Origin of the sequence: Clostridium sp. (genome assembly GCF_051278035.1) — a bacterium.
Lineage (GTDB): Bacteria > Bacillota > Clostridia > Clostridiales > Clostridiaceae > Clostridium_AD.
This window is the reverse complement of the sequence record NZ_JBNMNU010000109.1, coordinates 1-14848: the sequence shown is the minus strand read 5'-3', so window position 1 is coordinate 14848 and position 14848 is coordinate 1. Positions and strand designations below refer to the sequence as shown.

At 30.8% G+C, this 14848-nt stretch carries 18 protein-coding genes; 9 read left to right on the top strand and 9 right to left on the bottom strand.

Features of this window, described 5'->3' with window-relative positions; genetic code table 11:
* The 6 genes from ACJAX4_RS15545 to ACJAX4_RS15520 all read left to right on the top strand — a co-directional run.
* Positions 1-1131: sensor histidine kinase (locus tag ACJAX4_RS15545; protein ID WP_435790363.1), on the top strand; the 1131-nt coding region annotated here is incomplete at its 5' end.
* 213 nt (positions 1132-1344) lie between these two features.
* On the top strand, positions 1345-1902 hold the full coding sequence (locus ACJAX4_RS15540) for a phosphatase PAP2 family protein (protein ID WP_435790362.1): 558 nt from the start codon (positions 1345-1347) through the stop codon (positions 1900-1902).
* A gap of 60 nt (positions 1903-1962) precedes the next feature.
* Positions 1963-3264: a bifunctional DedA family/phosphatase PAP2 family protein gene (locus tag ACJAX4_RS15535; protein ID WP_435790361.1), complete on the top strand. Its 1302-nt coding sequence runs from the start codon at positions 1963-1965 to the stop codon at positions 3262-3264.
* 44 nt (positions 3265-3308) lie between these two features.
* Positions 3309-3989: a response regulator transcription factor gene (locus ACJAX4_RS15530; protein WP_435790360.1), complete on the top strand. Its 681-nt coding sequence runs from the start codon at positions 3309-3311 to the stop codon at positions 3987-3989.
* Positions 3970-5358 carry a sensor histidine kinase gene (locus ACJAX4_RS15525; RefSeq protein WP_435790359.1) on the top strand — a complete coding sequence of 463 codons (1389 nt, stop codon included), beginning with the start codon at positions 3970-3972 and terminating at the stop codon, positions 5356-5358. Before ACJAX4_RS15530 ends, ACJAX4_RS15525 begins: the two co-directional genes overlap by 20 nt.
* Positions 5359-5470: 112 nt before the next feature.
* A complete protein-coding gene (locus tag ACJAX4_RS15520) occupies positions 5471-6487 on the top strand; it encodes a phosphodiester glycosidase family protein (RefSeq protein WP_435790358.1) in 1017 nt (338 codons plus the stop codon).
* Positions 6488-6497: 10 nt separating this feature from the next.
* Here ACJAX4_RS15520 and ACJAX4_RS15515 read toward each other — a convergent pair whose 3' ends face one another.
* The 3 genes from ACJAX4_RS15515 to ACJAX4_RS15505 are packed head-to-tail and all read right to left on the bottom strand — an operon-like array spanning position 6498 to position 8289.
* Positions 6498-7157, bottom strand: a complete 660-nt coding sequence (locus tag ACJAX4_RS15515) for a TVP38/TMEM64 family protein (RefSeq protein ID WP_435790357.1) — start codon at positions 7155-7157, stop codon at positions 6498-6500.
* 40 nt (positions 7158-7197) lie between these two features.
* A complete protein-coding gene (locus ACJAX4_RS15510) occupies positions 7198-7587 on the bottom strand; it encodes a hypothetical protein (RefSeq protein WP_435790356.1) in 390 nt (129 codons plus the stop codon).
* 54 nt (positions 7588-7641) lie between these two features.
* Positions 7642-8289, bottom strand: coding sequence for a YdjY domain-containing protein (locus ACJAX4_RS15505; protein WP_435790355.1), 648 nt, complete (start codon positions 8287-8289; stop codon positions 7642-7644).
* Positions 8290-8497: 208 nt separating this feature from the next.
* Between ACJAX4_RS15505 and ACJAX4_RS15500 the strand changes: the two genes are divergently transcribed.
* Positions 8498-9181: a TVP38/TMEM64 family protein gene (locus tag ACJAX4_RS15500; protein ID WP_435790354.1), complete on the top strand. Its 684-nt coding sequence runs from the start codon at positions 8498-8500 to the stop codon at positions 9179-9181.
* Positions 9182-9209: 28 nt separating this feature from the next.
* Here the strand turns inward: ACJAX4_RS15500 and ACJAX4_RS15495 are convergent, their stop codons facing one another.
* From ACJAX4_RS15495 to ACJAX4_RS15485, 3 genes are all read right to left on the bottom strand, one after another.
* Positions 9210-9998: a heterodisulfide reductase-related iron-sulfur binding cluster gene (locus tag ACJAX4_RS15495; RefSeq protein ID WP_435790353.1), complete on the bottom strand. Its 789-nt coding sequence runs from the start codon at positions 9996-9998 to the stop codon at positions 9210-9212.
* A 3-nt stretch (positions 9999-10001) separates the two neighbouring features.
* Positions 10002-10394, bottom strand: a complete 393-nt coding sequence (locus ACJAX4_RS15490; RefSeq protein ID WP_435790352.1) for a 4Fe-4S dicluster domain-containing protein — start codon at positions 10392-10394, stop codon at positions 10002-10004.
* Between the two features lie 213 nt (positions 10395-10607).
* On the bottom strand, positions 10608-10883 hold the full coding sequence (locus ACJAX4_RS15485; RefSeq protein WP_435790351.1) for a hypothetical protein: 276 nt from the start codon (positions 10881-10883) through the stop codon (positions 10608-10610).
* A gap of 251 nt (positions 10884-11134) precedes the next feature.
* Here ACJAX4_RS15485 and ACJAX4_RS15480 point away from each other — a divergent pair, with 251 nt between their 5' ends.
* A complete protein-coding gene (locus ACJAX4_RS15480; RefSeq protein WP_435790350.1) occupies positions 11135-11815 on the top strand; it encodes a response regulator transcription factor in 681 nt (226 codons plus the stop codon).
* A 114-nt stretch (positions 11816-11929) separates the two neighbouring features.
* The gene (locus ACJAX4_RS15475) at positions 11930-12076 is read left to right on the top strand and encodes an LDCC motif putative metal-binding protein (protein WP_435790349.1); all 147 of its coding nucleotides are present in this window, start codon (positions 11930-11932) and stop codon (positions 12074-12076) included.
* Between the two features lie 75 nt (positions 12077-12151).
* Here the strand turns inward: ACJAX4_RS15475 and ACJAX4_RS15470 are convergent, their stop codons facing one another.
* The 3 genes from ACJAX4_RS15470 to ACJAX4_RS15460 form a co-directional block, all read right to left on the bottom strand.
* Positions 12152-13540, bottom strand: coding sequence for an ATP-binding protein (locus ACJAX4_RS15470; RefSeq protein WP_435790348.1), 1389 nt, complete (start codon positions 13538-13540; stop codon positions 12152-12154).
* Positions 13541-13582: 42 nt separating this feature from the next.
* A complete protein-coding gene (locus tag ACJAX4_RS15465; RefSeq protein ID WP_435790347.1) occupies positions 13583-14278 on the bottom strand; it encodes a response regulator transcription factor in 696 nt (231 codons plus the stop codon).
* 92 nt (positions 14279-14370) lie between these two features.
* Positions 14371-14655 carry an SHOCT domain-containing protein gene (locus ACJAX4_RS15460; RefSeq protein ID WP_435790346.1) on the bottom strand — a complete coding sequence of 95 codons (285 nt, stop codon included), beginning with the start codon at positions 14653-14655 and terminating at the stop codon, positions 14371-14373.
* Between the last annotated feature and the right edge of the window lie 193 nt (positions 14656-14848).

Genomic DNA, 14848 nt, shown 5'->3' with positions numbered 1-14848 from the left:
CTTACTCTTAAGGATAAAAACAACAAAGTTGTTTGGGGGATGGACCCTAAGGAAATACTAAACAATAACAATGTTAATATGCTTGTTAAAGATGAAGGAGTCTATAATATAAGCACCTTTAATATAAATTTTAACGGCCGAATTGTAGGCCATATACAAGTGGGACAATATGGGCCAGTATTATTATATAAAGAAGATGTAAGTTTTAAAACATCTATAAATAAGAGCTTTATTTTAAGTGTTGTACTTTCAATATTCATAACAATATTAATTAGTTTACTTATTTCAAAGCAGTTTTCATCACCACTAAGTCAAATTTCAAAGATATCGGTTTATCTTTCAAATGGAAACTATAAAGAAAGGTCTCATAATAAGAGTAGTATTTTAGAACTTGAGGTCTTAAGAAATAGCATAAATACACTGGGAGAAAAACTTCAGCATCAGGATGAGCTTAGAAAAAGGTTAATATCAGATATTTCACATGAAGTTAGAACACCTCTAAATATTCTTCAAAATAATTTTGAAGCGATGATTGACGGCATTTTTCCAGTTGACAATGAAAGATTAACTTGTCTTAACGAAGAAGTTATTAGATTTGCAAAGCTTATAGATAATTTAAATGCCTTAAAAGAGGTCGAAGAGTCAAAAACGGTCTTAAGTATGGAGAAAATTGATTTGGCGACTATTGTTTCCTCGGTTGTAAAAGATTTTGAAGTAATAGCTGAGGATAAGAATCTTGACATTATATTAGAATCTAGCATTGATAAACAATATTATATTTTAGGTGATAGTGATAAAATAAGACAGGTAATAATTAATTTGCTCTCAAATGCAGTTAAATTTACTAAGATGCTTGGAAAAGTTAACATTACTTTAGAAGCAGAGAATGAAAAAGTAATATTAATAATAGAAGATACAGGCATTGGCATTAAAGAGGAGGACTTACCTTATATATTTGAAAGATTGTATAGAGGAGATAAAAGCAGACGTGAAATAGAAGGCAGTGGAATAGGACTTACAATTGTACGAGATATACTAACCCTACATGCGGCAACTATAGAAGTGAAAAGTAAAGAGGAAAAGGGATGCGTTGTAAGTGTTTATTTTAATAAGTTTTTTTTGATATCTTAAGTGAAATTTTTCCCGTGTAGATATAAATGAAGATGAATTCTTCGTGTCTATTGAGCATGTGAGTCATTGGTACCTATATACCATATCTTTTTATGCGATTTTTGTGATTTTTGCTAAATCTAAGCCTTTTTTAATCTGATTTTAATATTACAAGTATATAATAGGGAATGGTTATATACGCACACAGTAAAGAAAAAGGAGGATGAAGAAAAAATGATATCATTAATACAGAGGTTTGATAGCTTAATATTATTGTTTATAAAAAATAATATGCATGGAATTATTATGGATAAAAGCATGGTTATATCAACATACTTAGGAAATGGCGGGATCATTTGGATTATAATAATAGCTATACTCATGATTAAGAAAAAATATAGAAAAATAGGTTTTATGGCTTTAGGAGCTTTAATACTAAGTACAATTTTAGGAGAAGAAATATTGAAAAATGTAATTAAGCGTATAAGGCCATCAGAAGATATAGCGGCATGGAACCTTTTAATAGCAAAGCCTTTATCCTATTCATTCCCGTCCGGGCATACTACTTCCTCATTCGCAGTGGCAGGAATACTCGCAAAATATTTTAAACGTTATGCATTTGGATTTTTGGGTTTAGCATCTTTAATAGGCTTTTCAAGATTATATTTATATGTACATTATCCTACTGATATTTTGGCAGGTGTAGTTTTAGGGCTTATGTGCAGTGGAATAATAATTTACTTATTTGATAAAGATAACAACAATATTAACGCTCTCAGGTCTAAAATATAAGAGAACATTCATTGTGCAAAGTACAAACATTTACAAATAGTAAAGATTGGACGTGATGTTTTGAATTCTGTAATAGAATTAATTAATAATTATGGATATATAATTTTATTTAGTGCTTTAGTGCTTGAATTAATTGCATTTCCTCTTCCCGGTGAATTAATGATGACATACTGTGGTTTCCTTGTATATAAGTCAGAAATGAATTGGGGTATAAGTATCCTCGTAGCTACAGCTGGAGTAATAACGGGAATTACAATATCTTATTTTGTTGGTGCTAAGGTAGGAACAAGATTTTTTGAAAAATATGGCTCATATATTCATCTAGGACCTGCTCAAATGGAGAAAACGTCGAATTGGTTTGAGTCATCTGGTAATAAATTATTGATTTTAGCATGTTTCATCCCCGGAGTTAGGCATATTACGGGGTATTTTTCAGGTATAACGGAAATTCCTTATAAAAGATTTGCATTAAATGCATATTTGGGAGCTTTCATATGGACGGGTACTTTTATTTCTTTAGGTAAGGTTCTAGGACCAAACTGGGATAAATTTCATAGTTCTATATCGAGATATTTGATTATAGGATGTTTAATTGTATCTTTAATTTTGATTATTGTCTATGTCTATAAAAATCATAAAGCACAAATAATTGAGCTTACATATAGAATATTGAATAAGACAATTATTACATTTCATTCTATGGGGAAAATGAAAGTAGCAATTGCTGCTGTAGCAGTAGCTTTCCTCGGGTTTTTAATTCTTGTAATTGGTGTAGTGCAAGATTATCTAGCACATGAATTTGGACAATTTGACATTGTTGTAGCTTATTTAGCAAAAGCAATTTTCACTTCCAATTGGTCGCATCTGTTGGGGGTATTTAGATTAATAAGCTCAATTAAAGTATTAGTACCACTTACTATTCTCATGTTTATATGGATTATAAAAAGAAGTAGAAATAAAATTCTTGAAAGTCAGTTTCTATTGCTTGTAATTGGTGGCGGAGAAGTTTTGCAAGTTACATTAAGGCATATTTTTAGGCGTTTGGGACCTTCTTCAATAAGCCTAATAGAAAATAGTAAATATACGTTTCCAAGCAACCAATCTTTAATGACAATTGTTGCGTATGGTTTTTTTGCTTTTTTAATACTACGTAATGTAAAGAAAAATTGGGCTAAGACTGCAGTCTTAATTATAACGTTATTTATTTGTATTGCTTCCGGGATAAGTCCAATATTCTTTCAAACTGGATATCCAAGCGACGTTTATGCGGGGTATATTTTTGGTGGGGTTTGGCTTACAATAAATATTATTTTATTGGAAGTTTATCGTATAATACCTAAAATACAGTTAGAGTGTATATAGTGGGATTACGCTCGCTATTTAACTATAGGAAGGAGAGTGGTAATTTGAAAGATTTTAAAATTCTTTTAGTGGAAGATGAAAAGCAAATGGCAATGTTTATCGAAATGGAATTAGATCATGAGGGATATAAAGTTGACGTAGCTTATGATGGACGCGAAGGTCTAAATTTATCTGAGAAAAGCGAGTATAGTCTAATACTTCTTGATATTATGATACCTGGACTCAATGGAATAGAGGTTTGTAGAAGAATAAGAAAAGGTTCCCAGGTTCCAATAATTATGCTTACTGCAAAAAGTGATATATCAGACAAAGTTTTAGGGCTGGATGTAGGTGCAAATGATTATCTAACAAAACCATTTGCAATCGAAGAGCTATTAGCACGGATAAGGGTGTATGAAAGAAATAAATCTATAAGCAATAAGCCAGATGAAATTAAAGTAAAGGATATTGTTATGGATAATAAAACTCACGAGGTTAAGAGGAATGCTGAGATAATTGAACTTACAAAAAAAGAATATGATCTTTTAGAGGTTCTCATGATTAATAAAAATGTTGTGCTTACAAGGGAACAGTTAATTGAAATAGTATGGGGTTATAACTATGAAGGGGACACAAACGTAGTTGATGTATTTATAAGACATTTGAGAATCAAAATTGATGAAGGGTTTGACGATAAACTTATAATTACTGTAAGAGGAGTAGGATATGTTATTAAAAGCAATTAATTCTAAAATTATAAAAAGCGCAAAAATTTCTGTAAAGTTAACTGTTGTCTACGCTTTTATGTTCTCTTTAATATTGCTTTTATTAAACGTATCCATTTTATATGGAATAAAATATTATTTATATAATCAGGCAAATAAACAGGTAGACGATATGGGCTCAATTGTTCTAAATAAGATTACAGTACATAATAAAAATATAGATTTATCTGACACGCAACTATTTTCGGATACTCCGTCTAAAGAAAACATATTTATTAATATAGTTCAGGGAAATGGAAAATCGCTAAATATACCAGGGAAATTTAATTATAATATTGAAATTAAGGAACCTTTTGATGAAATAAGAATTTTTGAAGAACATGATAAACGCTTAGTATATAAAAATTTAAGGATTGAAACTAAAGAATATGGTGTGGTATATGTTCAAATAGTGAAGGATATGGATAATGAATATGATTTCCTTAAAATCCTATTTGCTTTTATGGCAATAGCTGATTTTTTAGGCATTATTGCTTCAATTATATTAGGATACCTTATAAGCAAAAGGATGCTTAAACCTATAAATAATATTATTAAAGCTGCTGATAATATTAGCATTAATAATTTAAAAGAAAGAATAGAGGTAAATGGTCCAGATGATGAACTTAAAAGACTAGGTAATACCTTTAACAAGATGACAGATAGGCTTCAAGAATCATTTAATAGGCAAAATCAGTTTGTAGCTGATGCTTCTCACGAACTTAGAACACCGATTGCAGTTATAAAGGGCTATGCAAACTTACTTGATAGATGGGGAAAGGATGACAGAGAAGCCTTAGAAAAATCCATTTATGCTATTAAGTTAGAGTCTAGTAATATGGAAGATTTAGTGGAAAAGTTATTATATCTTGCCAAAGGTAATAGTGGAAATCTTATAACAAAGAAAGTGAATTTTTGGCTTAATGATCTTGTTAATGAGGTGGTGAGAGAAAGCAGGATTATAGATAATAGACATATAATATCAAGTGATATAAATGATACCGTTAGTATTTATGCAGACTATAAAATGATAAAACAGATGATTAGGATATTAATTGATAACTGTATTAAATTCACGCCCAAACAAGGAAAGATTGATATAAGTTCAGAAATTAAAAATAAAACAGTGGAAATTACTGTTAGTGATAGTGGCATAGGGATACCGAAAGAGGAAATTAAAAGTATATTTGAAAGATTCTATACTGTAGATAAATCTAGATCTAAAGAAAACAGTGGTGCGGGCCTTGGACTATCTATTGCTAAATGGATTGTAGATGTACATGGAGGAACTTTAAATGCAGAAAGTAAGGAAGGCGAGGGAACAAAAATAATTATAATATTAAACATCTAGGTTTCAGATTTATCTGTTATGTGGATGTTTTTTTAACCTGATTTTAATCTTTTTAATATATAATGTGGAAAAGAAAGAGTTAGATAACACTTAATAGAAAAGGGTGGGAATCATGATAAAAATAAAAGATAGTAGAAAAACCAAAAGAAGTACAAGCAAATTGGTTTTATTATTTATAATATTTGAATTAATTTTCACAGTAAGTACAGGCCCATATATGGTTTATTATGGGCCATTTAAAAATGTGAAGACCACAGTAGTAGGTGCAGCGATGACAACTTCAACATTACAGTGGATGGCGAAATCATTTTTATCAGATAAAAAAATAAAACAAATTATAAAGGAACAATCAGCAGAAATTATAGTTCAGAACAACGTAGATGATAAAAATTTTGGTATAAAGGTAGAAAACATAAATGATAACAGTATCGAAAGATATGATATCAGAGGGAGAAAATTTAAAGGACATATCCTAGTAATTAGTGATCCAACTAGGATAAAAGTAGGTTATAGCAATAATTTAGGTAAGGAAGGTCAACTAACAAGTGAAATGGCAAAAGATAATAATGCAATAGCGGCGGTTAATGGTGGAGGATTTACAGATGGGGCATCAGGACCGCTTTGGTCTGGAAGGGGAGCAAATCCAATAGGGGTTATAATGTCTAATGGGAAAATTGTTTATAATAATATAAAAAGTGAAGATAAAGAGAGGGAGGTTGTGGCATTAACTAAATCAGGAAAGCTACTGGTTGGCAATCATAGCATTAAAGAAATGAAAAAAAATTTAGTAATGCAGGCAGTATCTTTTGGACCAGCTTTGATAGTTAATGGAGAGAAGACTATTAATAAGGGGGATGGTGGCTGGGGTATAGCACCTAGAACATCTATAGCGCAAAGGAAAGATGGATCAATAATATTATTAGTCATAGACGGCAGGCAAATAAGTAGTATAGGAGCTACATTAAGAGAGGTACAAGACATATTGTATGAATATGGGGCTTATAATGCTTCTAACTTAGATGGCGGTTCTTCTTCTACATTATATTATAATAATGAAATTATAAATAATCCTAGCGACAGATTAGGAGAAAGAACTATATGCTCAATTTTATATGTAGATCGCAAGTAATAGAGTGAAATCATATATTAATAACTTGTGAAACTCTCTTTTTTAAAGCACAAGATACCACAATAAGTCCTACTAAAAGAGCTATAGCCATATAGAAGCTATAAGATGTAGTCTCGCCTACTTTATCTCCAATATTTACAAAAACAAATATACCAGGTATCATTCCAAAAATTGTGGCTAAAGCAAAATCTTTAAACCTTACTCCTGAGAAACCTGCCGCATAACTGATAATATCAAAGGGGAAAAGAGGAATAAGTCTTAGTGCAAATACCAATGCAAAGCCCTTATCTTTAATAGCATTTTCTAAGTTTGAGATGTCTTTTTTTATAAACTTATTCAAAACCTTACGACCTAATGTTTGGGCTAAATAAAAAGATAGTGCACTGCCAAACATGGCGCCAATCATAGTATAAACAAAACCACTTACCATTCCAAAACACATTCCTCCAGCTATGGCAAGAATTGAATCTGGAAAAAGTGTAAGAGGTACAACCGTAAATAAAACTATATATACTATAGGTGAAAATACTCCACAACCTTCAACAAAAGTTTTTACATTTTCAGGTGTGCACTGCCGTAACGTTTTCATATTGAAAAAAGCGCATATAACAATTACAATTATTATAAAAAAAGGTATTACCTTTAGGATATTTATCATCTTTTTACTCATAGAAACCTCCAAGTAGTAATCTTATACAGCTAACAATTATCTATTCTTTTTTTGATGCTAAAATAGGAACAATGCCAAGCAATATTACTAGTAATATAATATTAATGATTGCGAATTTTATATTAGTTAATCCTAAGGCTTCTCTAAAAATTGATGCAGGAAGAGTGGTAATTCTTTTAGTACCTAGAATTAGAAGAGTAACGATAGCTGAAATACCAAAAGACCACAAAGTAACTATTTTTAAGCTTTTTTCGAGCACTCTTTTCTTTTTAAGTAAAACAACTGCATATATGATAATTGATAGAATTATAGTTATAAAAATAATTATGCCCACATTCATTCTCATTTCTAACCATACGCTTTGGAAAGCTAGAATAGAGAAAAACAAGCCTAGTACAAAGCCGTTATATATAAAAGTAAAAAACTTCATTTTTTCCTCCTTGTAAAGAAAAGGCACATAAATAAATCTATGTGCCCTTAATAATTATTGTGCTAGTTTAAATACTACAGTAACTCTTGTTCCATCCTCTGGAAGAATTTCTTCATTACCATAAAACTTCACAGTATCTGATGAGCCTGTAACATAGTTAGCATTACTTGTAATACCGACAGCGCAACTATCAAGACATAGCACACAACCTGTATTTTTTGCTTTAGCACTCTCTAGATTTCCACCAAATCTTATGTCCATAGGTTTGGCATCACTAGATTTTATTATATCATTGAAAGGTATTTCTTTTTCCAGACCTTCCCATGTTACGAAAACATCTATCTTGTCACCATCTACAGCAACTGCTTTTTTCATATCTTCCAATTTTAAATTATCACCAGGTTTAGCACCAATATCAAGAAGTGCTTGATGAAAATCAAGTTGACTTACAAGTCCTCTTAGCACAGATTTTTCACCATTTGAACCATCTTTAAAAACAACTCCGTGTCTGGTGGTTTCAGTAAAGTATTTAGCATTAACTTCTGTTTGCATTCTAATTTCTTTCTTATCTGTATCTACCACCATTAGCTTGTCTGCTTTTTCCACAGTTTTGGTTTCTTCTGCAACCTTGTTGCTTGAACAACCTACAGCCAGTGATACTGTTAAAATTATTATAGATAATAACGCCATTAATTTTTTCATATTTACCCCCCTCGTATATTGATATATAAAATCTACTCAACTTTATTAATTGTATACTAAAGTTTTGACAATCTCTAATAGTTTATTTGTATAGAACCTAAGTTAACTATAGAAATATCAAATAGATAACTTCACTTATTGTCCTCTTAAATATAGATGGTTGTTATATAATTATCCATGACGTTTTACATTTAAAGGGGGAAAGTTAATGAAACAATTTAAAAAATCAACTTATTTAAAGATAGCTGTAATTATAGCCCTTGCTTGTTTATTTTTTATTGGGCCTGTAAAAGAAATGATTTCTATTCTAAGTAAGATAGATGTTGAGGCTATAAAAGAATATATTTTGTCCTATGGCGCTCTAGCTCCTATTATATCCTTTATCTTAATGATACTTCAATCCGTTGTTGCACCGTTGCCTGCTTTTATGATTACATTTGCTAATGCAGGGTTATTTGGCTGGGTGAATGGAGCACTATTATCTTGGGTTAGCGCCATGGCAGGAGCTGTATTATGTTTTTTCATATCAAGGCTACTGGGTAGAGACATAGTAGAAAAGTTAACAAGCAAATTTGCATTGAAAAGTATTGATGACTTTTTTGAAAAACACGGTAAATACGCAATACTAATTGCTAGATTACTTCCCTTTATTTCTTTTGATATTGTAAGCTATGCAGCAGGACTGACATCTATGAGCTTTTGGTCTTTCTTTGTGGCTACTGGTATTGGACAACTCCCTGCAACAATTATTTACTCTTATGTTGGTGGTATGCTAGTTGGTGGGACCAAAATGATGGTTTTGGGGCTTTTAACTTTATTTGCTGTAAGTATATTAGTAGTATTAGTTAAAAAAATATATAATGAAAAAAATGCAAAAGCAATTAACAAGTAATCATAAAAAGGGAGCTAAAATTTGAATTTTAGCTCCCCCATTTATATAGTTTATTAATATTTAATTTTGATTTATATCGATTTCTCCAACTAGTGATAGGTGATGCTGGCGCTCCAGGAAACTCTGATTTTGAGTCCCAGGTGCCACCAAATATTAAGTCAAGAACATGAACGGATTTCTTTCCACCGCGAACCATGGATTCCCTGCAGGCAGCGCAATAAGTAACTATGTAATCAGTTTGAAACTCTTTAGCCCTCCTTGTCATAACTCGCAGGGCTAGTTCGGGGTTAGCAGGTGAAACCATTCCACCTAAACCACAGCAACGTGTTAGTTCTTTTGTATGAGGTGTTTCTGTATACTTATATCCAAGTTCATCCATAATCCATCTCATTCCATCATGAATTTCAGGTGCATTTCTAGTAGGACAAGAATCCTGTATTCCAAAGACAATGTCGCTATTTTTTCCTATACCTCTAGAAATTTCCGGTAAACCAATTTCAGGAAGTACTTCCCATAAAGATCGTATCTTTTGATTAGGGCTATGTTCACTCATAATCATATAACAGTTTTGACATGCAACTATGAGTTCATCGACGTCTAATTTGTCTACTTCAGCTTGAAAGCTCCCATATCTCTCTTTAAACTTATCAATTTGTCCCAAGGATTTTGTAGGTTTACCGCAGCATTTTAGTATTACTCCTGTTCCAGGCAATTTTTCCTGAAGATATTCTATTATATTATAAACAACATCGGGGTTATAAGAAGGCAAGCTGCATCCTGGTATAAATGCTCTTTTAATATTTGATGTAGTATTCATTAATTAAGAGCCCCCTTTTTTATATTTAAATGACTTTGTAGTATTAAACAGTTTCGAAAAGCTTAGAGATTGGTGAATTTCTACAGCGCTATGTCCCTTAATTGGTGATTTACCACTATTTTTTTTTACCATTTCTTTTCTAATATCCATAAACTTGATACCTAGCTCTAGTTTTTTAGGACAGACAATTGTACACTGATTGCACATGTTGCAGGAATAGGGAATTACAGGGTCAACCTTTCCTGTTTCGTAAAATCCTTTAAATAGCTCTTTTGGAGTGCTACAAAAATCATTCAGCATTATGCATTCATTCATGCAAAGTTTGCATTCAATGCAATCATCTGCAAGTTTCTGAAAACTATCTAGTAATTCCCTAGGATAAGTTAGTTTATTCATAAGTTACCTCCTGTATTAGGTTTAGTATTTGAGCACTAATATATTATACAACAAATATGAATGGAATATGAAGATGCAATTTCTACGAAGTACTAATATAATCGTTAGGCGGAGTAAAGAGAGTACAACTTTATTTTAAAGTTGTACTCTCTTTACTCTGATAACGAAATTATACATCGTTTAAGTAACTAAAATGATAGAAGATGGTTAACTTTATTTATGCATTTCATACTTCGTCATTTTCTCCATCATTTCATTCATCATTTTCTCCATCATTTTCATACTATTCATGCAAGTGTGAAGCATGTGCATCATTTGAGTCATGTGCATCATGTGCATCTTCATATCCATATCCATAGGCATGTTCATAGGCATGTTCATAGGCATGTCCATAGGCATATCCATGGGCATAGGCATAGGCATCATGTTTCTGGGCATCATTGGTACCTCCATACCATACATATCGTACATATCATACATTGAGTTCATATAGGTGATCCTCCAAAGATTATTACACTATTATATATATTCAAATAAGAGTTAAATGTGCAAGTAAAGGGGTTTTATAATTTGAGATGAAGAATCTTTTGGTGATAAAAAACTAGAAATAATTCAAACAGTTGAAAATATGATAGATTTGGTGTAATCTATAACATAGTAAAACTATTTTTAAATATAATATACATATAGATTTTGTATTATACTAACAAGTGTTGTTTTTAAAGAGGGGTGAATTAAGGGTGACTAATATACTGATTATTGAAGACGAAGAAAAGGTCTCAGAAATACTTAAAGCATATCTTGAAAAAGCAGGTTATAGTGTCTATTGTACGACAACTGGTATGGGAGGCATAAAAATATTCGAAAAAATTGAATTTAACTTAGTTATACTAGACCTAATGTTACCAGATATATCTGGCGAAGAGGTGTGTAGTGTATTAAGAAAAATGTCTGAAGTACATATATTTATGCTTACAGCAAAAAGTAGCCTAGAGGATAGAATAGAAGGATTAAACCTTGGAGCAGACGAATATCTTGTTAAGCCATTCAGTCCTCGAGAACTTACAGCAAGAGTAAATGCTTTGTTTAGAAGACTTAATACAAATAAGGGTGAAAAAAAGATTTATAATAATGGAGATTTTGAAATTAATTATGACGAAAGAATAGTTAAGGTTCTTGGCAAAGAAATATCTCTTACACCAAATGAATTTGACATAGTGCATATTTTATCATCTAATAAGGGCATAGTATTTACAAGAGATCAACTCATTGAAAGAATTATGGGCATAGATTTTCAAGGATTTGATAGAACAATAGATGTGCATATTAAAAACATACGTAAAAAGATAGAGGAGGATAGTAGAAATCCTAAATATATAGTAACTGTAACTAGAATTGGTTACAAATTCGATGGAGCTTAAATATCGAAATTAATCTAGATAGCATTTCAATATTCATATTGTCTTCACATGAAAATGTTAAACTAATCTCATAAATAATAATAATATTAAAATAAATTTATTGGAGGTTTAAAATTGAAAAAATTAAAGAAGTGGTATGATAATTTTTTAAAAGGGATGGAAAAAGCCAATGAAGAATCTTTTGGTGATAAAAAACTAGATTGTTGTGGATTAAATTCAAGTAAGAGTAAAAAAGCAGCACAAAATAAAAAACAAAAATAAAACTTCAGTTTGGAGTTTTATTTTTTTGTTAAAGTTTTTAAGTGCATCTTTATACTTTTCTTTTGACATGATTTTTTATTTAGGAATAGTAACTGTAAATGTACTTCCTTCCCCTAGTGTACTATTTACATCAATTGTACCATTATGTGTTTCAACAATAGATTTTACAATAGTCAGACCTATGCCTGAACCACCAGTTTTTTTATTGCGTGATTCATCACTTCTATAAAATCTTTCGAAAATGAAAGGTAAATCTTTTTCAGAAATTCCAATTCCATTATCCTTTACTTCTAAAATAATAGTTTCGTTTTTATCCTTTAGGGTTACAAAAACTTCTCCATTTCCATTGAGGTATTTAAGTGAGTTTGCAAGCAAATTATACATTACTTGTGTAAATTTATCCTTATCCATACAAACATCTATGTTTGAAAATACATTAGAAATAATTTTTGAATTTGAATTAGCAAATAGTGGTTCAAATGATGTTATTACTTTTTCCAGTTCTAGGGACAAGTTAAATCTAGATTTATTTAAATTAAGATTTGTTTGCTCAAGTTTCGCTATATCATTAAGGCCTTCCACGAGTTTTATTAACCGCTTTATTTCTTCATAAAAGCCTGTAAGCATTTTCTCCGTAGGTTCCCAAACCTTGTCTAAAAGTGCCTCTATATGTGATTTTAAATTGGTAAGAGGGGTTCTGAGTTCGTGAGCCATGTCTGATGTCAAGCGTTTCCTAAGGAGCTCTTGCTTTTGTAAGGTTTCCGCGAGATAATTTATTGAAGCATTTAAATCAATTATTTCTGTGGTTTTAGATGTAACATGAGATCTAGCTTCCAAATCTCCATTTCTAATACTATTAGCAGTTGCAGTTATTTTTGTTAGTGGTGAAGATATTTGTTTCGATAAAAGGATGCTTACAATTAATCCGAAAATTAAGGCAATAAAACCGGAAAGAAAAAAAGAGTGATTCAAGGTCATCTTAAAAGTTAGCGCAGCGGCATTTAGATAAGAGTTCCCATAATATCCAAACACTATAGTGCCTATTTTTTTATTATTTTTCGTTAATGGGTAATTATCTTCAATGTATTCTCCAGGCTTAATTTCTGAAAAATTATTCATCATTGAGTTCATCATAGAACCCATCATTGTGCTTTTTTGTAAGGTTGAATTGCCAGAAGTGAAAACGACCACTCCATTTTTATCTTTAACTTCAATGTATAATTTCTCAGCATTAGCGTACCTTAATAATTCATTTTTACTACTGGCTGAAAAACCTGAATTCTGATCATATAAATCATTTGCTATATTTGTAATTTCAATTAACTTAGTTTTATGCTCATCAATTAAGTAGGTGTTGAATTTCTCACCAATCATATAATTTGAAATTAAAACTGCAATGAGTATAGATACAATTGCAGTAAGAAGAAAACCTAAAGATAATTTTTTTGTTAAAGACAATTTCATTTTGTTCACCTCGTATTTTAATTGGATTTTATAATAAAAAAGCTAACCTTGGAATTTATATCCCATTCCATAAACAGAAAGAATATATATTGGTTTTTTAGGGTCATTCTCTATTTTCTGTCTGAGATTTTTAATATGAGTATCAATAGTTCGATCAAAGCCATCATAGTCCATTCCCAAAGCTCTATTTACTAATTGTTCCCTTGAAAATACCTGACCAGGGTTAGTTAAAAGTGCAATTAAAATTTTAAACTCATTGGAAGTTAAAGTAATAGTGGCGCCTCGTTTTTTAATTGTCATTTTTTCAATATTAATCTCTAAATCACCATTATTGATAATTAATAGCTGAGCAAGAGGGTTATTATTCCTATAAGTTCTTCTAATAATTGCTTTAACTCTACTAACAAGCTCTCTATTACTGAAGGGCTTAGTTATGTAATCATCCTCTCCAATAGCAAGACCTTCTATTTTGTTGTCCTCTTCAGTTTTTGCTGTAAGCATAATAATTGGTACAGAGGAGGTAGCTCTAATTTTGTTACATACTTTTTCACCCGAAATTTTAGGTAGCATTAAGTCTAATATAATTAAATGAATTTGTTCTTTTTCAAATAGTCTTAAAGCTTCTTCGCCATCTGTGCAGGTTAAAACGTTGAAGTCTTCTTTTAATAAATAAGCTCCAATTACATCTAAAACTTTCTGTTCATCATCCACTACTAAAATTGTAATTTTATCATCCATTTTTTCACTCCTATATTTTAATGCGTTATTTATAGTATACGCTAGAGGTAAATTTAATCCAACATGGTATTAGAAAAACTAGGGTAAATACCCTAGTTTTTTTGAGTTAAAATGATTTTCTTTCTAGTATACTCTTCCTCATCAATTTCGCCTTTAGCTAATCTCTCATTTAATATATTTAGTGCGGAATAAGTTGATGATGTTGAATTGTTTGATAATGATAAATTTGAGTGAGAGTGATTTCGCATTAGTTTAAAAACTGTGAAAACTACTACTAAAAATATTAAAAATCCAAAACCCATCATTAGAAACATTCCGCCACCGCCATAGCCACCAAAGTGTCCATAACCAGAACCTGAAAATCCTCGGCAAAACATATAAATAACCCCCTTTTATTAGTTTATAGTTATTCTTATTATATAATTTAATTATACACTGTAATTGTGGAGAAAATATGAAGAAATAAATAAAGTGTGAAGAAAAGATGGTTAGCTACTAAAAGGGAATATTTTCATGAAACAATAGTTAAATAAAGGGATTTACAATTTCTTGTAGAATAATAGCATTTAG

What these genes read in the sequence shown, in the direction of transcription:
- ACJAX4_RS15500 (WP_435790354.1), top strand. Translation starts at nt 8,498, where the DNA reads ATGAAACAATTTAAAAAATCAACTTATTTAAAGATAGCTGTAATTATA.
- ACJAX4_RS15505 (WP_435790355.1), bottom strand. Translation starts at nt 8,289, where the DNA reads ATGAAAAAATTAATGGCGTTATTATCTATAATAATTTTAACAGTATCA.
- ACJAX4_RS15515 (WP_435790357.1), bottom strand. Translation starts at nt 7,157, where the DNA reads ATGAGTAAAAAGATGATAAATATCCTAAAGGTAATACCTTTTTTTATA.
- ACJAX4_RS15495 (WP_435790353.1), bottom strand. Translation starts at nt 9,998, where the DNA reads ATGAATACTACATCAAATATTAAAAGAGCATTTATACCAGGATGCAGC.
- ACJAX4_RS15490 (WP_435790352.1), bottom strand. Translation starts at nt 10,394, where the DNA reads ATGAATAAACTAACTTATCCTAGGGAATTACTAGATAGTTTTCAGAAA.
- ACJAX4_RS15465 (WP_435790347.1), bottom strand. Translation starts at nt 14,278, where the DNA reads ATGGATGATAAAATTACAATTTTAGTAGTGGATGATGAACAGAAAGTT.
- ACJAX4_RS15520 (WP_435790358.1), top strand. Translation starts at nt 5,471, where the DNA reads ATGATAAAAATAAAAGATAGTAGAAAAACCAAAAGAAGTACAAGCAAA.
- ACJAX4_RS15525 (WP_435790359.1), top strand. Translation starts at nt 3,970, where the DNA reads ATGTTATTAAAAGCAATTAATTCTAAAATTATAAAAAGCGCAAAAATT.
- ACJAX4_RS15485 (WP_435790351.1), bottom strand. Translation starts at nt 10,883, where the DNA reads ATGAACTCAATGTATGATATGTACGATATGTATGGTATGGAGGTACCA.
- ACJAX4_RS15510 (WP_435790356.1), bottom strand. Translation starts at nt 7,587, where the DNA reads ATGAAGTTTTTTACTTTTATATATAACGGCTTTGTACTAGGCTTGTTT.
- ACJAX4_RS15460 (WP_435790346.1), bottom strand. Translation starts at nt 14,655, where the DNA reads ATGTTTTGCCGAGGATTTTCAGGTTCTGGTTATGGACACTTTGGTGGC.
- ACJAX4_RS15470 (WP_435790348.1), bottom strand. Translation starts at nt 13,540, where the DNA reads ATGAAATTGTCTTTAACAAAAAAATTATCTTTAGGTTTTCTTCTTACT.
- ACJAX4_RS15540 (WP_435790362.1), top strand. Translation starts at nt 1,345, where the DNA reads ATGATATCATTAATACAGAGGTTTGATAGCTTAATATTATTGTTTATA.